The organism is Bradyrhizobium sp. 147 (assembly GCF_023073935.1).
In the GTDB taxonomy this organism is placed as follows: domain Bacteria; phylum Pseudomonadota; class Alphaproteobacteria; order Rhizobiales; family Xanthobacteraceae; genus Bradyrhizobium.
Map to the genome: position 1 here is coordinate 1 of NZ_JADPKL010000133.1, position 19,590 is coordinate 19,590.

The 19,590-nt window shown below is 60.7% G+C and carries 16 protein-coding genes and 7 pseudogenes; 12 read left to right on the plus strand and 11 right to left on the minus strand.

The window, feature by feature from the left end:
* The coding region (locus IVA87_RS30965) for an ATP-binding protein (protein WP_247336742.1) at window positions 1-514 on the plus strand (514 nt) is incomplete at its 5' end.
* Here IVA87_RS30965 and IVA87_RS30970 read toward each other — a convergent pair.
* The 6 genes and pseudogenes from IVA87_RS30970 to IVA87_RS30995 form a co-directional block, all read right to left on the minus strand.
* Window positions 494-1,705: an adenylate/guanylate cyclase domain-containing protein gene (locus IVA87_RS30970; protein WP_247336745.1), complete on the minus strand. Its 1,212-nt coding sequence runs from the start codon at window positions 1,703-1,705 to the stop codon at window positions 494-496. The two genes, IVA87_RS30965 and IVA87_RS30970, sit on opposite strands and share 21 nt — an antisense overlap.
* Before the next feature lie 389 nt (window positions 1,706-2,094).
* A pseudogene (locus IVA87_RS30975) lies at window positions 2,095-3,386 on the minus strand (extracellular solute-binding protein).
* A gap of 412 nt (window positions 3,387-3,798) precedes the next feature.
* Window positions 3,799-3,936, minus strand: a pseudogene (locus tag IVA87_RS30980) (IS5/IS1182 family transposase); the annotation flags it as partial.
* A gap of 126 nt (window positions 3,937-4,062) precedes the next feature.
* Window positions 4,063-5,780, minus strand: a pseudogene (locus tag IVA87_RS30985) (methanol/ethanol family PQQ-dependent dehydrogenase).
* Window positions 5,781-5,864: 84 nt separating this feature from the next.
* Entirely contained in the window at window positions 5,865-6,407 is a 543-nt protein-coding gene (locus IVA87_RS30990) for a ubiquinol-cytochrome c reductase iron-sulfur subunit (RefSeq protein ID WP_247336747.1), read from the minus strand.
* A 163-nt stretch (window positions 6,408-6,570) separates the two neighbouring features.
* Entirely contained in the window at window positions 6,571-6,849 is a 279-nt protein-coding gene (locus tag IVA87_RS30995; protein ID WP_247336750.1) for a hypothetical protein, read from the minus strand.
* Window positions 6,850-7,324: 475 nt separating this feature from the next.
* Between IVA87_RS30995 and IVA87_RS31000 the strand changes: the two genes are divergently transcribed.
* The 5 genes from IVA87_RS31000 to IVA87_RS31020 all read left to right on the plus strand — a co-directional run bounded on the left by IVA87_RS31000 (window position 7,325) and on the right by IVA87_RS31020 (window position 11,629).
* Window positions 7,325-7,549, plus strand: coding sequence for a hypothetical protein (locus IVA87_RS31000; protein ID WP_247301719.1), 225 nt, complete (start codon window positions 7,325-7,327; stop codon window positions 7,547-7,549).
* Window positions 7,550-7,623: 74 nt separating this feature from the next.
* Window positions 7,624-8,031: a hypothetical protein gene (locus IVA87_RS31005; protein ID WP_247301716.1), complete on the plus strand. Its 408-nt coding sequence runs from the start codon at window positions 7,624-7,626 to the stop codon at window positions 8,029-8,031.
* An 81-nt stretch (window positions 8,032-8,112) separates the two neighbouring features.
* On the plus strand, window positions 8,113-8,742 hold the full coding sequence (locus tag IVA87_RS31010; RefSeq protein WP_247336753.1) for a TerC family protein: 630 nt from the start codon (window positions 8,113-8,115) through the stop codon (window positions 8,740-8,742).
* Window positions 8,743-8,978: 236 nt separating this feature from the next.
* Entirely contained in the window at window positions 8,979-10,490 is a 1,512-nt protein-coding gene (locus IVA87_RS31015; RefSeq protein WP_247336758.1) for a CHASE3 domain-containing protein, read from the plus strand.
* A 1,022-nt stretch (window positions 10,491-11,512) separates the two neighbouring features.
* Window positions 11,513-11,629 carry a hypothetical protein gene (locus IVA87_RS31020; protein ID WP_247336782.1) on the plus strand — a complete coding sequence of 39 codons (117 nt, stop codon included), beginning with the start codon at window positions 11,513-11,515 and terminating at the stop codon, window positions 11,627-11,629.
* Between the two features lie 336 nt (window positions 11,630-11,965).
* Here the strand turns inward: IVA87_RS31020 and IVA87_RS31025 are convergent, their stop codons facing one another.
* From IVA87_RS31025 to IVA87_RS31045, 5 genes and pseudogenes are all read right to left on the minus strand, one after another.
* The gene (locus tag IVA87_RS31025) at window positions 11,966-12,130 is read right to left on the minus strand and encodes a hypothetical protein (protein WP_247336761.1); all 165 of its coding nucleotides are present in this window, start codon (window positions 12,128-12,130) and stop codon (window positions 11,966-11,968) included.
* On the minus strand, window positions 12,111-12,374 hold the full coding sequence (locus IVA87_RS31030; protein ID WP_247336764.1) for a hypothetical protein: 264 nt from the start codon (window positions 12,372-12,374) through the stop codon (window positions 12,111-12,113). Before IVA87_RS31030 ends, IVA87_RS31025 begins: the two co-directional genes overlap by 20 nt.
* A 404-nt stretch (window positions 12,375-12,778) precedes the next feature.
* Window positions 12,779-13,408 (minus strand): annotated as a pseudogene (locus tag IVA87_RS31035) (tyrosine-type recombinase/integrase).
* 463 nt (window positions 13,409-13,871) lie between these two features.
* Window positions 13,872-14,063, minus strand: coding sequence for a CsbD family protein (locus IVA87_RS31040; RefSeq protein WP_247336766.1), 192 nt, complete (start codon window positions 14,061-14,063; stop codon window positions 13,872-13,874).
* A gap of 597 nt (window positions 14,064-14,660) precedes the next feature.
* A complete protein-coding gene (locus IVA87_RS31045; protein ID WP_247336769.1) occupies window positions 14,661-15,338 on the minus strand; it encodes a TetR/AcrR family transcriptional regulator in 678 nt (225 codons plus the stop codon).
* 115 nt (window positions 15,339-15,453) lie between these two features.
* Between IVA87_RS31045 and IVA87_RS31050 the strand changes: the two genes are divergently transcribed.
* The 6 genes and pseudogenes from IVA87_RS31050 to IVA87_RS31075 form a co-directional block, all read left to right on the plus strand.
* Window positions 15,454-16,347, plus strand: a complete 894-nt coding sequence (locus tag IVA87_RS31050) for an NAD(P)/FAD-dependent oxidoreductase (protein ID WP_247336772.1) — start codon at window positions 15,454-15,456, stop codon at window positions 16,345-16,347.
* A 20-nt stretch (window positions 16,348-16,367) separates the two neighbouring features.
* Window positions 16,368-16,841 carry an isoprenylcysteine carboxylmethyltransferase family protein gene (locus IVA87_RS31055; protein WP_247336775.1) on the plus strand — a complete coding sequence of 158 codons (474 nt, stop codon included), beginning with the start codon at window positions 16,368-16,370 and terminating at the stop codon, window positions 16,839-16,841.
* 141 nt (window positions 16,842-16,982) lie between these two features.
* Window positions 16,983-17,441: a nuclear transport factor 2 family protein gene (locus IVA87_RS31060; RefSeq protein ID WP_247336778.1), complete on the plus strand. Its 459-nt coding sequence runs from the start codon at window positions 16,983-16,985 to the stop codon at window positions 17,439-17,441.
* 14 nt (window positions 17,442-17,455) lie between these two features.
* Window positions 17,456-18,254, plus strand: a pseudogene (locus tag IVA87_RS31065) (methyltransferase domain-containing protein).
* Window positions 18,255-18,411: 157 nt separating this feature from the next.
* Window positions 18,412-19,069 (plus strand): annotated as a pseudogene (locus IVA87_RS31070) (efflux RND transporter periplasmic adaptor subunit); the annotation flags it as partial.
* A gap of 1 nt (window position 19,070) precedes the next feature.
* Window positions 19,071-19,590: pseudogene (locus IVA87_RS31075) on the plus strand (efflux RND transporter permease subunit); the annotation flags it as partial.

The window sequence follows — 19,590 nt, forward strand, 5'->3', positions numbered from 1 at the left end:
CATCGCCAGAAGTTGCATCCGCGGTGGCGCTAGAGGACGCTTCTACAACGTCGTCGACCTCGTCAACCGGCTCGAGACCGAAACCCGCAACGGTCGGCAAGGACGGCTCGCCGAGCATCTGACCCGGATGGACTTCATCGTGCTGGATGAACTCGGCTATTTGCCCTTCGCCCAGTCCGGTGGCCAGCTTCTCTTCCACCTCGTCAGCCGGCTCTATGAGCGCGCCTCCGTCATCGTGACCACCAATCTCGCTTTCGGCGAATGGCCGAGCGTGTTCGGCGACGCCAAAATGACCACCGCGCTGCTCGACCGATTGACCCATCACTGCGACATCGTCGAGACCGGCAACGATAGCTGGCGGTTCAAGAGCCGAGACGACGATCACGCCACCCGCGCTCGTCTCGCCTCCGCTATCCCGGCCAGCTCCGACGAGACGAGCGCTACCAGCAAAACCCGCCGCGCGAAGGGGTCAAAATTGGACGCCGATGAGGGGTCAAAGTTGGAAGCCGATTGACAGTAGGTCCGCCAATAGAGGGACGGCTTCGCTCAGCTCCCTGTTTGCCAGAGCCAGCACCGTCACAAGCTTATCCAAGCGGGTCTCGGCTGTATCCTCCCGTCGAAATCCGGCCGCCTGCTCGAGCTGGGCGATGCTGGGATAAAGCGCACTGTGCTGGTGATGTGGCGAGCAGAAGAAACGCAACCGTACGTGCGGCTCTTCGCCCAACTGCGCCAGCAGGGTTTGTGCGATGCGCGACTTGCCGATGCCCGGCTCGCCGACGAACAGGACGACGGACCCGTCGCCGGCCTTTGCCTGCTCCCAGCGGCGAGTCAACAATGCGATCTCTTCCTCGCGACCGATCAACGGCGTGCTGACGGCGCGTAGGGCCTCGAAACGACTGGCGACCAGGCTCGCGCCCAAGACCCGCCAGACATGAACAGGATGGTCAATTCCCGCGACCGGCAATGTGCCGAGATCGCGATAGTCAAACAGGCCGCCAAGCAGGCGGCGCGTGTTGTCGGCGATGACAACCGTGTTCGGTTCGGCAAGCCCCTGAAGCCGTGCCGCGAGATTAGGGGTCTCACCAATGACCGCCTGTTCCTGGGCGGCGCCCTCACCAAGCGGATCACCGACGACGACGAGGCCCGTGGCGATACCGACGCGCACCTGCAACGAGTTCGCCTGGCCCGCATCGAGTTTGGCCACGCCTTCGATCAAGGTGAGGCCCGCACGCACCGCTCGTTCGGCGTCCTCCTCATGCGCCTGCGGGTAACCGAAATAGGCCAGCACGCCGTCACCGAGATACTTCGCAACAAAGCCACCGGAGCTGGTGATTACCTCGGCGCAACATCGGTGATAGCGGCCGATGATGTCGCGCAACTCCTCCGGATCGAGCCGCGCCGACAATGCGGTGGAACCGACGAGGTCGGCGAACATCACCGTGAGCTGACGGCGCTCGGCTTCGGAAGCCTTGCCGCCCGGGCGGTCAGGCTCGACCGAATGTTCGGTCATGTCGCGAAACTTTTCGGTTCGCAATGCGGCGATCGCATCGAGGAGAATGCGGCGATGGCCGACCGCCGTCACGCCGAGGTCTCTGAGGTCCTCGGCGGTCAGCTTGGGGAGGCTTGCCTCATCGATCGCGTTTTCCCGGAATGCCTGCCGATAGCGTTCCAGGCCGAGGCCGCGCAGCCAGGCAGAGATATCCATGGCGTTCACACGCACACTAGGCCGCACTCACCGGGTATAGCAGCCACCGCGCCAGCCTGCGCCGGCGGTCAAGCCGCCCCACCAGAATGAGAAACTCAGTTTACTCCACCCCATAGCGAGAACCACGTTTTTTGTCTCGCAAAGCGCTGGTATCCAAGGACCAACGCCGGAGCGAGCCCGTGGGGCCCCTCACAGAAGGGCGCTGAGCATACGATCCCGCGCGGCGCTTCTCGTTCGCCGACACGGTAATCGGGTGAAACGTCTACGTCCGTTGTTGGACCCGAAGCCGAGTCGGATTTTGATCGACGTGCGGACGGTTGCGCACATGAGGTGCGCGTTTGGCCACTTTCGAGTCGCTAAGTGGACCGACTCGCCGCCGCCTCCCATCGTCAGGTTCGCAGGAAGCCTTCGCACTCACCTTCCGCCCAGGCGAGGGTCTTCTCCATCGCCTCGCCCCCCGCGTAGCGTAGGCACATCTTCGTCAGCGTCGCCTGCACGTTGATTTGGTGTGCGACTCTTGGCGGGGCCGGCGAGGCCGCGATCGACAGCGTCTGATGGTTATAGGGATTGGGGTAATGATAGAGCGTGCCCTTCGGTGGCTCCGCTTCCGCCCAAACCTTTAGGGTCGTGAACTTCTCATAGGCCGGCAGATCATAGCCGCCGCTCGCGACCACCAGCTTCTCAATCGATGATGGCTGCGAGAGATGCGCGAGCAGGCTCTTGGCGGCTTCCTTGCGCTTCGAGAATGCCCAAATGGTCCAGAAAAAAGGCAGGTAGGAAGCGAAGCGGCCCTTTGGTCCCGCCGGGAAGCCGTGTGTCCAGCATTGTTCGGCAATCTGCGGTGCGTCGCGCCGGGCAACAGCCCAGGCGCTGGGCGGGTTCATGATCAGCGCGCCCCTGCCGGCAATCAGCCATTTGTTGTTGGAGGCGTCGTCCCACGCCCCTACGTCCGGCGGCAGGAAAGCGATCAGCTTCTTGTAATATTCGAGCTTTTGCCGAACCTCGTCGGTCTTGACGGTGAGGTTACCCTTTGCGTCGACGAGCTGCGCGCCGAACGACTGGAAGATTGTGCCGGCTGCAACCATGCTGTCGGTGGTCTGGCCTAGTCCGATGCCAAAGGGAAATCCGCCCTTGTGGCAAGCTTCCGCCGCCTTCAGGAACGTGTCCATCGTCCAGTTGTCGGCTTTTGGCGGACTTCCGGGCGGATACATTTCCTGTACGTCAATGTTAGCGTACTTCCTCATCAGGTCGATCCGGGAGCAGGGCGCCTGGATCTGGCTGCCGACACAGGCAGGAACCCCGAGCCACTTGCCGCCAGCTTGGCCGAGATAGTGGACAGCCTCGTTGACCTTGCCATTCTGCTCGATACTCCCCTTCATGATATCGTTTGCAGGCTCAAGCAGATGGCTATTTGCGTGCGGGTTCCAAGCTGGCATGGCCAGGATGTCGTGCCCGGATTTGGCTTGCGCCTCGGCCGAGATGGTCAGGAGAGCTTATTGCCTTGGCTCGTGATGTAGTCGATCTGAACCTGGACCCTTTCCCTTTCAGCCCATTCATTAACGAGATCAGTCGAAGCCTTGTTTGCGCCTGGCACCCAATGATCCCAGAAACCAATCGACAGGTTACCGGCAGCGTGCGCGCCGCGTACATAAGGGGCGGCGACGAACGCTGCGGACGACATCGCGGTCGCGGTCACAAATTCTCGTCGAGAAAGGGTTCCATGGTGTTGAGCCGGTTTGCTGGCTTAGTTTTTGTGCCGCGGGCCCAAATCAGCGCTGCGCTCGAAAGAGCGCGCAGGCTTTGCAGAACCGAATGATTGCTCGAACAACTCCGCCGCCGTTGCATGGCCTGCGGCGGGTATTATTGCAAGAATTCAACGCTTAAACTGGTAGCAGCGCAAGCGATGTAATCTGACATTCACGCTGTCCCAACGTCGCACCATTCTCTTTGATCTGATCGCTTCAGAACCGAAAGGCGAAGATCCTATTACTCAACGGTGTGCTTCCGCTCGTGGCCGATTCCGTTGAAGAAGGCCGGCAGTATTTCGTTGTAATAGCTCCTCGCGACGTGGCCGGAACTGCTCTTACTGACCCCTATGCGAGCCTCGGCCTGGGCATCGGGATCAGCTTGGCCATCTTTCGAAGGTTTTGGGCGGTGGCTACGAGGATGAACTCGTCACGCGCGCCGTTTGGACCTCGTAAACGCAAACGGTCGAGCTAAAGAATGCGCTTCGCTCGCCTGTGGGCCATGCAATCAAGCTTCCATCATACCGCTTGCCCATTCCGGCTCCGCAAAGTGGCTGCGCGCCACGGAAGCGACGGACGCTTCTGTCCGCCGCTCATCGCGTCGTGGCGCGGCTATTTCTGCACAGCGAATACCCAGACCACCCCGCCTTGCGGCACGTTGTTTTCAACCCCGACGTTCTGGGTGGCGAGCGCATCCTGGATGCGTTGCGCGTCGACGCCCCAGCCGGACTGGATCGCGATATACTGGGTGCCATCCACCTCATAGGATACCGGCATACCCATGATGCCTGAGTTGGTCTTCAGCTCCCACAAGAGTTCGCCGCTCTTCGCATCGAAAGCGCGGAAGTTGCGATCGTTGGTCCCGCCGACAAAGACGAGATCGCCCGCGGTCGCCAGTACCGAACCGAACAGTTGCGATTTCGGGAAGTTGTGAGACCAGACTTTCTTGCCGGTTGCGGGATCCCAAGCCTGCAATTCGCCAATGTGTGTGGCGCCGGGACGGAGCGTCAGACCGATGTCCTCAGGCTTGGTGGCAAGCCATAGTTCGCCAGGCTTCAGCGCAACCTTCTCGCCGGTGAAGCCGCCGCAGGTGTTCTCGTTGGTAGACGTACTTGGTCCTCTGGCTGTAGGCCGCCCAAGGCCAGTCCTTGCCGCCCCACAGTGACGGGCAGAACTCGACCCGCTTGCCGATCACCGGCTTGTGCGCAGGGTCGACAATCGGCTTGCCGGTCTCGGGCTCGATGCCTTTCCAGACGTCTGTATGAACATAGGGCCAGCCGGCTACGTAGCTGATCTTGTCCGGCTTACGCTCCAAGATCCAGAAGATGGCGTTGCGGCCCGGATGGATCAGGCTCTTGACCGTGCGGCCATCTCTTTGCAGGTCGACCAGTATCGGCGCCTCTACTTCGTCCCAGTCCCAGGAGTCGTTCTGATGGTACTGGAAATGTGTCTTGATCCTACCGGTATCGGGATCGAGGCCGAGCACGGAGCTCGTATAGAGATTGTCACCCGGGTGTGCGTCCCCCGGCCACGGCGCAGCATTGCCAATGCCCCAGTAGATGGTCCTGGTGTCCTTGTCGTAATTGCCGGTCATCCAAGCCGATCCGCCGCCGGTCTTCCAGTCGTCGCCCGTCCACGTTTCGCTGCCGGGTTCACCGGGCGCTGGAATGGTGAAGGTGCGCCACAGCTCCTTGCCGTTATCTGCGTTAAAGGCCACGACGTAACCACGGACGCCGAGCTCACCGCCAGAGCCGCCGACGATGACTTTACCGTCGATGACGAGAGGCATCAGGGTGAGATACTGACCTTTCTTATAGTCCTGGACTTTGGTGTCCCAGACCACCTTGCCGGTCTTCGCATCGAGGGCAACCACGTGATCATCGGTTGTGGCCAGATAGAGCTTGTCCTGCCACAGACCGACGCCGCGATTGGTCGGATGCAGCTGGAACAAATCATCCGGTAGCTGGCGCTTGTAGCGCCAATACTCTTCGCCGGTCTTGGCGTTCAGGGCGATTACCTGTCCCATAGGGGTGGTGACGAACATCACCCCGTTGTTAACGATCGGTGGCGCCTCGTGGCCCTCGATCACGCCAGTGGAGAAAGTCCACACCGGCTTGAGATTCTTGACGTTTGAAGTGTTGATCTGCTCGAGCGGACTGTAGCCCTGCCCGTCGTAGGTGCGTCGGTACAGCATCCAGTTACTAGGTTCCGGATTTTCCAGCCTGGCTTGTGTCACTGGACTGTAATTTTCGATCGGACCACCGAATGAGGCGGTCGAGAAAAAGGTCGTGCACGCAACACAACCTGACTAGCCATTGCCTTTTGGTCATGGACGCCATCTCCCTAAGCTCTTTCTCTTGCCGACCATAAATAATGCGAACAGCTGTGGCACGGGAATCCGATGCGACTACTCGTCACCCTGCTTGTTGAGCACCTACCTTTCCAACGAATGTTGCAGCGATGGTGAGCGAGCCGTCGGCTATTGCCAGCGGCAATGCCGCCAGACGTCGAGGCGCGGGCCCGAACACGACCTGCGCGCTTTCCCGGGGATTGAACTCGGAATTGTGACAAAAACACTTGAGAACGTCGTTGTCGCCTACGTCCGACTTCAGCCAGCCGGTGACAGAACATCCGGCATGAGTACAGATCGCCGAATAGGCTACAATGCCCTCCGCGGAGCGCGAGCGGGTCTCCTCATCCATGTCCCCGGGATCAAGCCTTATGAGGAGGATTTCGTTGAGCCGCGAGCCGTTGCGGACAACCGAAGTCTTTGGGTCCTTTGGCCAGGCATGCAGCGGCGCCTCACCGAGCCTCACGTCGTCGGGCACGATGATGCCGCCGGCGCGGTCACGCTCTGAGACCACAAGAAGGTCGCCTTTCCTCGGCCGATCGCTGCTGCCGGGCTGGTCTTTCTGCGCCGCAGCGAACCTCCTCGCCGTTAGAAACGCTCCGAGCATGGCGAAAAAAGCGACCGTCGCGTTTGCTTCGGACTTCGCATTGGTCCGTCTCTATCCCCACTGTAGAGCCTCGAAGTCAGGCACGTGTGGCTTCTCGAGCGAGACGCAAGAGCAAGGGACTACACGCCAGGCGCGGGTCGCGCGCGCCTCGGCGAGGCTCAGCTCACCGCTGCTTTTCGCCGCTACTTGGGGTCCGCATGGAGGTGCCACTGGTTGGGCCGGTTGTCGGCGCAGCAGTGTCACTCTTTCCAGGAGGATGAGCAGAAGCACCTGGCTTTTCCTGCTCGCCGACATAGCCTGACTCGCCGGACTGGCGGGTCTTGATGCCCTTGTCCGCCTCCTCCTGCATCTGCGGGTTCGGTGCCGTCGGCTGCTGGGCCAGCCCCGGCAAGGCTAACGTAATTCCAACAGCTACAAGCATCGCAACGATCGTGGTTCGCATAGCAGTCCTCCCCATCGCAGCGCGCACTTTGCACGACAACGAACGCACCGGCCCGCAAAAGTTTCCTCGCTCATCAGCCGTATTTGCGAAAAGGCGATACCGCACAAGGGGTGGCGAGCAGACCCGGCTTTAGAGCGACGTTCCGGCGGCGGCATGCGCGATCTCCGAGCTTGGAGGTGTCCGACGTGCCCGGCGGCTTTCTCTTCGGTGGTCGGCATCAGGTAAGGACATTAGCGTAGCGAACAGCGATGCAGCGGCCACCTGGACAACCGGGCCGAGCCGTCGCCGGCGATGCTTTGACGGGCGCGCGTCCTGTGGGTGATCAGGCCGCAACGCTACCGAATTTCTCCGTTTTGAGGGCGTCGAACCACCCACCTGCACTCGCGCCGTCAGGGCACGTTCCAATAGAAGGAGGGGTGTGTGCGTGCTAAACGGCTCGCGGTCATCTTGCCGCGCGGTTAAAACGCGCGCGACAATGCGTAGCATTGTCTTTCTGATTGCGGTGGTCGTCTTTAGAGAGGATTTTATCGATCGTGGGTGCGCTCTTCAGAGGGGCCAGCACATGATTGAGCTTTGGATCAAGTGGTTTGAGTCCCTGGCCTCGGTGGAGGGGCTGGCAGCCATCGTCGTCGTTGCCGTAATGATCGCTGGCGTTCTTACGCTGATTGAGGGGCGGCGCAGTAGGACCAAAAAACATTAGCTGCAAGACTCAAAAGAACAGCCAACTGGAACAAGGTCGTTCCGCAAAGTAAGTGGCCCTTATAAGATGCTCGTATGCAGGAGGCAATGATCGCTTCTCATGCAAGTTGGAATGCTCCTTGGCGAGAAACATTCTGCATCTTCGTGCTGTTGAGCATGCTGGTCGCGGCTCCGGCCCTTTTGACAATATTCTTGCTGGACTCGCAACTCGTCTTACCAGCGCTGAGTCTTCTGTTTTTCTCGGACGCGATGATCACCGCGCTCTTGGCCCTGGCAAAGTCAGGGACTGCAACGGTGAGCAAAATTTCTCTCTGGGATATCGCAGGTGCGTTCACAATGATCGGTTGCGCCGCAGCGATTTTTGGCGAGCCAGATCAAGTAGCACTGCTTTTCGGGCAGACTCCGGACCACATTCGGACGCCGCTGCCGGAGATAGTTACCTTAGCGATCGAGCCGCGATGGACTAGAACTGGATCTGTATAAGGGCTTTGGAGGTAACTTGTATGGGTCGAGCTGGCAGATAAATACGCGCCTCGCTCGGAGCCGAACCTGGGACCATAACCCTTGATAGACCATCTTCATACGGATGTTCTTAGCGCACTCGTGCAGGTCGTTCTGATTGATCTTGTGCTCGCTGGTGATAACGCCATCGTCATCGGCCTTGCTGCAGCGGGACTTCCTCAAGCGCAACGAGCCAAGGCCATTTTGATCGGGATCGTCGCCGCGACGATATTGCGTCTTCTCTTAGCGGGGATAGCCACGCAAATCCTGCAGATCGTTGGCCTTCTGCTCGCTGGCGGGATCCTGTTGCTATGGGTATGTTGGAAAATTTTGCGAGAGTTGCGCACGTCTCCCGCAGGGTCCACTGTTTGGAAAGGGAACATAGGGGCCATTGCAGAAAGCAAACCCCGCAAAACGCTCTTCCAAGCGAGTTGGCAGATTATCGTGGCCGACGCTTCCATGTCTCTCGACAATGTCCTTGCGGTCGCAGGGGCGGCACGCGACCATCCCGTGGTCTTGATTTTCGGCTTGGGGCTTTCCATCGCGATGATGGGCCTGGCCGCTTCTTTCATTGCCGGCCTTCTGCAAACGCATCGATGGCTCGCTTACGTCGGACTGGCCGTCATTCTCTATGTGGCAGTTGAGATGATCTGGCGCGGAACATTGGAGATCATGAAGGTCGCATCGATATGAGGGCCTGTTGTGTCCGACGGCACCGCATGCCTAGTTTCCCAGTTGTCCGACGAGATGCTGTATGCTCCACTCAGGGGAAGGCTGCGCTGCTTTGCCCCTATCACAGTCCCATGCCAAATTCTTGCGAATGCCACCGCTTGGGAGCAATCTTGAGTTAGCCAGCTGTTCGGCCGCTGATTTCGGCCTTGAGGGTCACTGTGTCCCCTTTCGCGAATTTGCTGATCTTGCACAAATTGATGGCCGCGTTTGCAGCCGTGATAGCCGTCATATTTGTGAGTGGCGCAATCGTATATGACAGACTTGGCGTGATCGAAGAGGCCAAAAACTGGCGTGTCCATACCACTGACGTGTTGGACACGCTAGAGATGGCGGTGGCCGCAGCGCTTGATCAAGAAACGAGTCTGCGCGGCTATTTGCTCAGTGGCGACGAGAAATTCTTGGAGCCGTATCGCAGGGGTGGCGACAACTTCAGTGCGGCGATCCGGAAATTAAAAGCACAGACTTCGGATAACCAAGACCAGCAAAACCGGCTCGATGAGTTGAACGAGCTGGCGTCCACGTGGCGCATCGAGACCGCCGAGCGCGAGATCGCGCTGATGGCGACCCCCGAGACGCGCGAGGACGCACGCACGCTGGAGGGGTCGACCGGCAAGGCTGCGATGGACGCCATCCGCGCCAAGGCGAACGAAATCGAGAAGGCTGAGCGCGATCTGTTGGCAAGGCGCGACGCCGTGCAGAAGCAGGCGTACGCCACTGCATACACGGCGACCGCGCTGGGCGCCGCAGCCTCGCTCCTGATCGCGGTGTTGATGGGCATTTTACTCACGCGCGCTATCGCGACGCCGATCACCCGAATGACCGGCGCCATGACCGCACTCGCCAAGGGCGACACTAGCATCGACGTGCCCGGGATTGATCGGCGTGACGAAATCGGCGCGATGGCGGGTGCGATCGAAATTTTCAAGAAGGCTGTCATTGAACGGCAAAAGACCCAGGTCGAACTCGCTCATGTCAGTCGTGTCGCGACGATTGGGCAGCTGACGGCCTCGATTGCCCATGAGGTCAATCAGCCGATCTCGGCTGTGCTCACCAATGCGGACGCCGCCTTGAACTGGCTGCGCGCTAACCCGCCCAATCTGAACAAGGCCCGCGAGTCCCTCGAGCACATTGTCGCAGATAGCCGACGAGCTGGCGAGATCGTCCACCGTATCCGTGCTATGGTCAGGAAAGCGCCGGTACCCAGAAGCCGCCTCGACCTCAACGAAGCCGTGCTGGACGTCGTCGCCATGGTCCGAAGCGAGGCGGTGAGGCATAAGATTTCGCTGCGGATGCAACTGGCGGAGGACCTGCCGCAGATCGAAGGTGAGCGCATTCAGCTGCAGCAGGTGCTCCTGAATCTGATCCTCAATGCCATCGACGCCGTGAACAGCGTTGAGGACGGCTCGCGGGAGCTGCAGATCAGCACGGAAAGGGATGTTGCGGGCGATGTACGCGTCTCCGTGAGAGACTCGGGCCCGGGGCTCGACCCGACGAGTGAAGAACGCGTTTTCGAAGCGTTCTACACGACCAAATCGCACGGCTTAGGGATGGGCTTGGCCATTTGTCGGTCGATCATCGCAGCTCATGGCGGACGGTTGTGGGTGACGAGGAATAAGCCTCGGGGGGCCGTCTTCCAGTTCACCCTCGCTCCCCACCAGGACTGGGCCCCGTTGGGCCAGGACCAATGTGGGCGTATGCTTGAGGATTGAGCGGGGCGCCGATTTGGGCTCTAGCTTGTCCAAAACAACGTCTGCTCCTGCTATGGCTACGAGCGCTCGGCCGCAATCACACTGACTGTCAGCTGCCAAGTGGTCAAAATAAGTCGTGAAGGGTGGGGCGCCTAAGCTCGGTAGGCCGGTTTTTTCGTGCGACACCGCATTATGCAGGGAGGGGCGGCTCGCGGCCTACGTGCTCCGGCGCGCTGCTGTTGTGCACGTCCTCAGGTTGTCTTCGCAAATTCCGTCGGACAATATCAGGAAAATGGCGGCATTCGACATGACTGAAGACATCATAGTCCTGGGCGGCTTGGCCATCCTGTTCTGCTGGACCTACATCTGCTTGCCATTGATCTTTTACAGCTGAGTAGGCGCCGGTGTGACTGAGCCGAAACATGAACTGCCGACCGAAGTTCGGTGCTGAAGTTCGGTGCTGCAGTGCGACCGGCCGACCATCAAACCAGCTGGAGCGCCGGCTATACCGTGGACAACGAGTACGACGACGAACCATCCTTGGCAGCGTCGATCCCTCGATGGCGCGGCGATCAGGCACGGGACTATTGTGAAGCTCTATGGCCCGCCGGTTCCCGCCGGCGGGCTAGACGAAAAGGGCCGCAGCGATTGAGACTCGCTGCGGCCTGCGCCGGGTCCTGGCTAATCCAAAGCAATCCAATCCACAAGAGAGTAATAGCTGAAGAGCTGCCTCAAACTACCCGAAAACTCGGAATTGCTCCGCCCGTAGTAGAGGCGACAACTGCGGAGGAGTTAGACATCGCCTTTGCCTCGGCTGCGTCTCAGCACGTGGATGCAATGATCGTTTTCGGCGATGCCTTGATCAGTCGCAACAGCATGCGAACTACTGAACTGGCAGCCAAGCATCGCATCCCACCGATGTACCTCGGCCGACAGTACGCTACTGGCGGCGGATTAATTTCATACAGTCCTGATTTCCCAGACTTTGGCGTCGTGCAGGCGGATACGTCGATAAGATTCTTAAAGGCACTAAGCCTTCCGATCTGCCAGTTGAGCAGCCGACCAAATTCGAATTAGTGATCAACGTCAGGACGGCCAAGGCACTCGACCTCACCGTTCCTCCAACGCTACTTGCGCGCGCCGACGAGGTGATTGAATAGCAATGGGAGTTTCTGCGATGCGTGAGTCTGCTGTTGGCCCTTCGGCGAAGTGGCGGCGTTGCTCCACGAGGTCCGCTTATTGAGGCATGGCGAACAAGATCTGCTCAGGTTGAGTTCTTCGCATTTTGACCCGAAGCTGCCGTTGTAACAGGTGGCTCAAGGCGCGGCCGTCAGCTTGAGCTTAAATAAGATTCTCGGCGGCGGCGCCTTCTCGCATCTTTCAGGGCAGCCTGTGTGCTCAATGGCAACCCATTGGCCGTCTATATTGCGCGCGGATGGCGCCTCGTCGAGTACGCCATCCGCACCCGCAATGGGTCTCTTAGGAAGAGACGAGGCTTAAGCCTTCAGGTCCGTGATCCGCATGATTGCGACCACGTTCCCATCGTTGAACGCCTGCTCTTTTGTGTCCTTGTTGCAGGTCCAGACAAAGTTCTTCTTGGCCGTAAAGGTCTTTCCATCCTGCTCGAGCCGCATCTCACCTTCAGTGATATGGCAGATCATGGCATTTTCCATCGGGGGACCCATAGTCTTCGATCCCCGGCTGCATAATGACATCGCGCATTGAGACGGTCTTAAAACCGGGGATGATGGATGGTGTCTCGCCTTCATAAGCACGCACGACGACACCCGGCCACGGCGTCGAATCCTTGTAGCCTGCGGTTTGAGCGGTGGCTGGCTTCATCATGGCCGCCGAAGCCACTGCCAACCCGATTCCCAATGCTGACCTTCGATCGATCTTATCCATCGCTTTTCTCCTGTGGTTACAGCAACGAGCCGCCGCAGAAGCGATGCGCGCTTTTCGCGGAGAGTGAATCTTCGTGCGAACCCGAAAAAGGGGTCGGTCTCTAGAGCGCGAGCCTGCCGATGGCACTAGCGATGACCGTTCGCCTTGAACGACGATTCGGCACCGCTCCGCCTCAACGGCAACTGCATTCTATGTGACCTGACGCGCCCGAGAAACAGCCACAATGTCTCAGCTTGGTTACGACGCCTGGTGGCGGCAACGTGATGAGTCAGCGTCACTGACCGGCCCCGCGTCAGTAAGTCCGCCGCCACAACCCACACGGCTGCGGCTCCCAGGAATGTCCGGATTTGGGCCCGGAGCCGTCTGTGAGGGCAGAGCAGAGCGCGTCTGCTCTGCCCCCGAAGTCAGACGTCAACTTGTTCTGCTATCGCGAGGGCGTCGTCGACCTCGATGCCGAGATATCGGACGGTACTCTCGATCTTGGTGTGCCCCAGAAGGAGCTGCACGGCTCGCAGATTACCGGTTCGACGGTAAATCAAAGTTGCCTTGGTCCGGCGAATGGAATGCGTCACGAACAGGTTCGGGTCAGTCCAATGTCAGCGATCCAGTGAGATAGGAGGCGGGCATACTGGCGGGTCGTCATGTGTCCGGTCCGCCGCTGGCCAGTGAACAGGTATTCGCCTGACTTCTTGCCGGTCGTCCGCAGGTAGTCATCGATCGCCTGACGGGTGGATTCCGTTAATTCAAATTTGACTGGTCGGCCCGTCTTCTTCTGTCGGACGGTCGCCCGGTCGGCCGCAAACGCCCGGCGCAACGTCATCGACTTTCAAAGCTACGACGTCGCAGCCGCGCAGCTTACTATCGATGGCGACGTTCAACAGCGCCAGATCGCGCAAGCGGCCATCGACTTGGAGCTTGGTTCGAATTGACCAGACGTACTCCGGACGGAGCGGCGGCTTCGCCCCGACGATCTTTCCCTTATTCCACGGAGTGTGTCTCGAGACGGCAGGAGTAGTGCTCAGGATATCGGTCATGTTGACCTCCTCAACTCGTGAGGCTGGTCATTTTCAGCCCGGAGCGCTTCCGATCCTGCGTCCGCTTTCGGACGATTGGAGACGTACTTGCGTCCAATTCGACGGATGGACGGATGAGAGGCCCGATGCTGACCCTGAGCGGACTGTCAGCCCCTAATCGGCCCTCGCTTCTGTGTGGTTGAATGATCGAGCAAAACGAAGGCCACGCGCCACAAGCTCAGCTTTCACGATCCGCTTTCCTCGCTGCTTCCATAATGATTTGTTTCACACATGACGAAGTTGGTGTCTTGCGGTGCTGCCCCCTAGCAATTGGAGTGCGCGGCGAGGACGGGCCGCTCTTTCAAGCGGCGTTTGTTTCAGAAGCCCGTCAGCTAAAGCGCCGCCTACACCGCGCCAGACCGGTCAGTCGGAAGGAAAAAAAGCCGCCCAGAGGCGGCTAGTATTTTAGTCTTCCCTCTTCTGATTATTTCTTCAGGGCGTCAGCAGCGTCCCGCGCTGCGTCCTTCACGTCTCCCGCAGTGTTGTGGGCTGATCCCTTGGCCTTATCAATCTTGCCTTCGGCTTCCATGTCCTTGTCACCACTGAGCTTGCCGGCACCTTCTTTGATGGCGCCTTTTGCCTTATCGGCAGCGCCCTTCACGTGTTCGCGGTCCATGATCGTGTTCCTTTTCTGTCAGCAAGAACCTGCACAACGAAAGCCTTGCGCAGTAGTTCCTCGGAGAACGACCACCAGTGTTGCACGCGAAGATTGTTGCTCCTGCCATTTCGATAAGGCCTCCGTGAGCATCACGATAAGTTTCCCCGAACGGAAGTTATTCACTGGGTGCTCGAACAAAAAGGGGCGTACCGTTTTCTTGATCGAGCGGATTGCTCGAGAGCTGCCTCAAAGACGGCGACGCACCGGAGTGTCCGTCTCCACCAATGGCGGCCCAGTGCCTTCGGCAGGCACACATGATTTTGAACTTGATTATCGAACTTCATCACGATGCGCTCCGGCAGTGCTTGCAAAAATGAGCATTGCAGTGGTCCTTAGCTCTTTGTCGTTTGGAGAGAAACAGTTGGCGAAGTATGCCTACGTCACCCTCACGACAAGGCTCGGCCGTTCCGTGGTCATCAAGGTGGCGCACATCTTTGAAGGAAGTGGACTGGCCATGGTCGGCGGCGCAGGCGGCCTTTACGACATCGTGGACATGTCTGGCCGTACCGACGGGCGCGGCGGGCGCGGGCGCTGCCTCGTCCTGAGCGCCCGTATCTATCTTCGTCCCGACGGGCCGAAAGCCGATGCCGAAGGGCGGTCGTTGCCACCGTGCGCGGCGATGAACATGGCGACGGCCGACCGGCAATAGGATTCGATTTCGCTGTCGTCCTCTGCTCTCGCCTGATCGAAGCGTGCGATCATCAGGAGATCGGATCCTTTGAAAAGCGCGGCAAACAAGCGGGCGGACCGGAGAGGATCGGGCACGTTCAGAACCGCCTTCGCGTGCAACTGACGCAACAGCGCCTCGATTTGGGCGATGACATGGGCGGGGCCGGCTTCGTAATGGAGCTTGCTCAGCGCGTTTTGATTCGTCTTGTCGGCCATGACCATGGCTTCGACACTGCGAACGTCCGGACTCAACAGCGTGCGAAGCAGTGATGATCCCACCGCCATGAGCTGATCTTCGACCGAACCGTCGACGCCTTCAAGAAGCGCCTGTGGTGCAAACAACTGATGGCAGCCGGCCGCGATGGCCGCGCTGAACAGCGCCTCCTTATTCTCGAAGTGCCGATAGATGCTGAGCTTGGATATCTTCGCCCGCTGGGCGACCTTGTCCAATGTCGTCGCCTGAAAACCCAATTCCACAAAGAGCTCGCGCGCGGCGTCGAGTATCGTTTGGCCAAGCGCCTCGTTGGCGGGCCGGCCGCGCCGGCCCTGGCTGTTTTCGGTCACGACAATTCCAGTACTTGACAGTATCCTAATTGTTGCATTACGATACCATCTAGTGTCTGAAATGTGCAAGCCAATGGGCAGGTTTCAACCTGTCCTCCAAATGGAGCCCGTCACCATGGATGACGTCATCATCATCGGCGGCAGCTTTGCCGGTCTCGCCGGCGCGCTGCAGCTCGGCCGTGCCCGCCGCAAGATCACCGTTTTCGATACCGGCCTGCCGCGCAACCGCTTCGCCGGCCACTCGCATGGCCTGCTCGGCCACGATCACAAGCCGCCACTGGACATCCTGGTCGAGGCGCGGCAGCAGCTGGCGCGTTATCCCACGATCAAGCTGGTCAGTGCCCGGGCCGAAAGCGTCTCCGGCGCCATCGACGATTTCAAGGTTCTCACGTCCGATGGCGAAAGCTTTGCGGCGCGGCGCCTGATTTTGAGCTATGGCGTCGTCGACCAGATTCCTGATGTTCCGGGCTTTGCCGAAGGCTGGGGCACGTCCATCGTGCCCTGCCCCTATTGCGACGGCTTTGAAGTCGCCGGCCAGCATTGGGGCCTCGTCTGGTCCGGCCCGCAGTCGCACAATCAGGTCAGGCTGTTCCACGATTGGACCGACAGGTTGACGCTCTTCGCCGATGGTCACGACATTCCGCCCGATATCCGGGCCGATCTGGCGCGCCGCAACATACCTGTCGTCGGTGGCCGGATCGTCGAGATCGCCCATCACAAGGGTCATATCGCCACCGTCAATCTCGATACCGGTCGCACTGTCGCGGTCGACATCCTGTTCGCCCATCCGTGCAACAAGCCGTCCGCAAGCCTGCATAAATCACTGGGCCTCGCCACGGTGGATACGCCCGTCGGCATCGCCCTCAAGGTCGACGAGCGCCGCCAAACCAGCATGCCCGGCATCTACGCCGCCGGCGACCTCACCGCGCCCTTCTTGCCCTCGGTCACCCAGGCAACATGGCAGGGCGCGATGGCGGGCATCTTCGCCCAGCAGTCGATGCTGGCTTGAGCGCATAGGTTGAGATGAGCATGGCCGTCGAACCGGACAGCGCGGGTGTGCGCTTCCCGCCGCCGTTCGTCTATCTGGGCGCGCTGCTGTTGGGGCTGGCGGCGGAGCGGTTCGTCACCTTGCGCTCTTTCGGCATCGACTGGCGGTTGCTGGCCGGGACGGGCGCGCTGCTGTTCGTTGCCGGCGCGGCGATGATGCTTGCGGCGGCGGGGCTGTTCCGGCGGCTGGGCACCAACGTGCCGCCGTCGCAGCCAACGACCCTCATCGCAACGACCGGCCCTTATCGGTGGACCCGCAATCCCATGTATCTCGGCATGGCGCTCGTCTATGCCGGCCTTGCGATCGGCTTCGACGGGCCGATCGCTCTCGCCTTGCTCCCGTTGGTGCTGATCGCGATCCAGACGCAGGTGATCGCGCGCGAGGAGCGCTATCTCGAAGCGAAGTTCGGCGACGACTACCGCCGCTACAAGGCCGAGGTTCGGCGCTGGCTCTGACTATTGCGCCGCTGCCTGCGTGGCCGCCCGTCAGCCAGCTTTCCCAACAGATCGCCGTCGTTACCCGGAGCAGCTTTCAGTATTTGGAAAGTATCCATCCGTCTTGCAGAGCCGTCGGCTATCCAACAACAGGGGGCATCAATGGTCTACAGTCTAATTGTCAAAAAAGAGATCCGCAGGAGCTTCGATCATGTCAACAACCAGCGTTGGGATGATGCTGCAAAGGGCCTAACACCAAACACGTATCACTGGGTTGCGGGAGATCATGCGTTGGGGGGTGAGCGACATGGAAAGCAATCGGTGAAGCAGTGGTTCGAGCGCATGGGCCGTGTGTTCCCGAAGCTTCACATAGATATTGAGCAGGTCGAGGTGGCGGGTTGGCCATGGAATACCACAGTGTTCGTCAAGTGGCAGGCCAACGCGAGCCTACTTGACGGCCAAAGCTCGTATGTGAACAGGGGCGTCCACGTCTTCAAGTTGCGATGGGGCAAGGTTTATTCGATTGAGGAATACTTCGACTCGCAGGCTGCAGAACGAAGCCTCGCTATCCAAGCTCGTGCCGGTTTGGATGAAGCTGCGGCTGGACCAATCGTGAGCTAACGCGGATCATTCATGTGACGCCGCCATCAGCTTATCAGGTCGCCTTCCGGAATGGCCAAAGCGGGGAGCGCTGGGTCGCCCACCAGGCCCGGCTCGATGCCCGGGTGGCGGTGTTCGGCCAAGCCGCGATCGAAGCCGCCGCGCTCGCGACGGGCAAGCGGCTGCGGCGCGGGCGCGTCGAGTCTGGCTCTGGCCGCCCGCGTCGGCGCGGACCGAGCGCGCGCGCTTGCGCCACAGGATACGCCGGTCCAGTTCCGGGTGGCCGACGCTGGCAGCGCCGAGCTGCCCGAGGGCGCGTTCGACATCCTGTTCTCGCGCTTCGGAGGGATGTTCTTTGACGATCCTACGGCGGCGTTCGCTCATATGCGCCGTGCGCTCAAGCCGGGCGGGCGGGTCGCTTTCGTCTGCTGGCGTGGCGCGGCCGAGAACGATTGGGTGCACCTGCCGATGGACGCGGTCAAAGGCATCGTCCCGCCGACGGCGCTGCCCGATCCCGAAGCGCCCGGCCCATTCTCGTTCGGCGACCGGGGGCGGGTGGCTCGCATCCTGACGGCGGCCGGCTTCACCGATATCGCTATCGCGCCCTTCGATGCTTCTGTCCCGTTTGGCGAGGGCGCGACGCGGGACGCGGCGATCGACGACGCGTTGAAGATGACGTTCGAGGTCGGCCCGCTGTCGCGCGCGCTCGCGGACGACATCCGCGCCCGCGCCTCGGCCGCGGTTCGTGCCGCCTTCGCGGGCCCCGCTGGCGAGCGGTCGGTGATGATCGACAGAGCGACGTGGACCGTCACGGCGCGCAATCCGGCAAGCTGACAGGGATTAGCAGGGAGACGCCCGCTCGGTGGAGGGGGGCGTCTTTGGCCGGTCAGTGAGACCAGATGAGGGTGTATTCGGCGGTCTCGGTCTCGGAGAGTAGAGAGTTAGTTAGTTGGCCAATCGGTCAGGGTACGCAGAAGAGCTGAGTGCTGACATGAGTCACCGGCTTATCGATGCCGCTCCCTATTCCAGGCTGTTGGCAGGCGTGTCGCTGGCCCTGATGGCCGCAAGCTTGGCCGGGTGCAATGACACCGTCGCTGAAAAGGCCGAGCCGCCGCGGCCGGTTCTGGTCGCAACCGCGCATTATGATGCCGAGACCCCCGAGCGCAGCTTCGTCGGCACCATCCGCCCCCCGGATCGAGAGCGATCTCGGTTTTCGCGTCGCCGGCAAGGTCGCAAAGCGCCTGGTCGAGGTCGGCCAGACCGTCGAAATCGGGCAGCCGCTGGCGACTCTCGACGAGGTCGATCTGAAGCTCCAGGCCGAGCAGGCCGTTGCCGAGCAGACCGCCGCTACCGGCGTGCTGGCCCAGGCCGCCGCCGCCGAGCAGCGCGCCAAGGACCTGAAGGCCAAGGGCTGGACCACGGATGCGCAGATGGATTCGAGCCGCGCCGCCGCGGACGAAGCCCGCGCGCGCCTGAACCGCGCCGAGCGCGCGCTCGAACTGACCAAGAATTCCCTTTCCTACGCGACGCTCAACGCCGACGCCCGTGGCGTCGTCACCGCAACGCTGATCGAGCCCGGCCAGGTGGTCGCCGCGGGCCAGGCTTCGATCCGCGTCGCCCGCTTTGCCGAAAAGGAAGCGGTCGTCGCCCGAACTCGGCAAGGAGGTCGAGAAGGCGACCGCGGAGTTCATGAAGGCGGTGCCGCAGGGCATCAACGTCAGGCTGATTGCCGACCAGCCCAAGGTGGTCGAGCACGCCGTCGGCGAGTTCGTGCACTCCTTCATGGAGGCGCTCGTCATCGTGCTGTTCGTCTCGTTCCTGGCGCTCGGCTGGCGCACCGGCATCGTGGTCGCGCTCTCGGTGCCACTGGTGCTCGGTATCGTCTTCGTCGTCATGAACACGATGTCGCTCGACCTGCATCGTATCACGCTCGGTGCGCTGATCATCGCGCTCGGCCTGCTCGTCGCTCGGCCTGCTCGTCGACGACGCCATCATCGCGGTCGAGATGATGGTGGTGAAGATGGAGCAGGGCTGGGACCGCATGCGCGCCGCCTCCTTTGCCTGGGAATCGACTGCGTTTCCGATGCTCACGGGAACGCTGGTCACGGCCGCTGGCTTCCTCCCCATCGGCTTTGCCAATTCCGCGGTCGGCGAATATGCCGGCAGCATC

Bases quoted from the DNA above. Each gene is read 5' to 3' on its own strand.
- IVA87_RS30970 (WP_247336745.1), bottom strand. From the start codon at position 1,705: ATGGATATCTCTGCCTGGCTGCGCGGCCTCGGCCTGGAACGCTATCGG.
- IVA87_RS30990 (WP_247336747.1), bottom strand. From the start codon at position 6,407: ATGCTCGGAGCGTTTCTAACGGCGAGGAGGTTCGCTGCGGCGCAGAAA.
- IVA87_RS30995 (WP_247336750.1), bottom strand. From the start codon at position 6,849: ATGCGAACCACGATCGTTGCGATGCTTGTAGCTGTTGGAATTACGTTA.
- IVA87_RS31000 (WP_247301719.1), top strand. From the start codon at position 7,325: ATGCGTAGCATTGTCTTTCTGATTGCGGTGGTCGTCTTTAGAGAGGAT.
- IVA87_RS31005 (WP_247301716.1), top strand. From the start codon at position 7,624: ATGCAGGAGGCAATGATCGCTTCTCATGCAAGTTGGAATGCTCCTTGG.
- IVA87_RS31015 (WP_247336758.1), top strand. From the start codon at position 8,979: ATGGCCGCGTTTGCAGCCGTGATAGCCGTCATATTTGTGAGTGGCGCA.
- IVA87_RS31025 (WP_247336761.1), bottom strand. From the start codon at position 12,130: ATGATCTGCCATATCACTGAAGGTGAGATGCGGCTCGAGCAGGATGGA.
- IVA87_RS31030 (WP_247336764.1), bottom strand. From the start codon at position 12,374: ATGGATAAGATCGATCGAAGGTCAGCATTGGGAATCGGGTTGGCAGTG.
- IVA87_RS31040 (WP_247336766.1), bottom strand. From the start codon at position 14,063: ATGGACCGCGAACACGTGAAGGGCGCTGCCGATAAGGCAAAAGGCGCC.
- IVA87_RS31050 (WP_247336772.1), top strand. From the start codon at position 15,454: ATGGATGACGTCATCATCATCGGCGGCAGCTTTGCCGGTCTCGCCGGC.
- IVA87_RS31055 (WP_247336775.1), top strand. From the start codon at position 16,368: ATGGCCGTCGAACCGGACAGCGCGGGTGTGCGCTTCCCGCCGCCGTTC.
- IVA87_RS31060 (WP_247336778.1), top strand. From the start codon at position 16,983: ATGGTCTACAGTCTAATTGTCAAAAAAGAGATCCGCAGGAGCTTCGAT.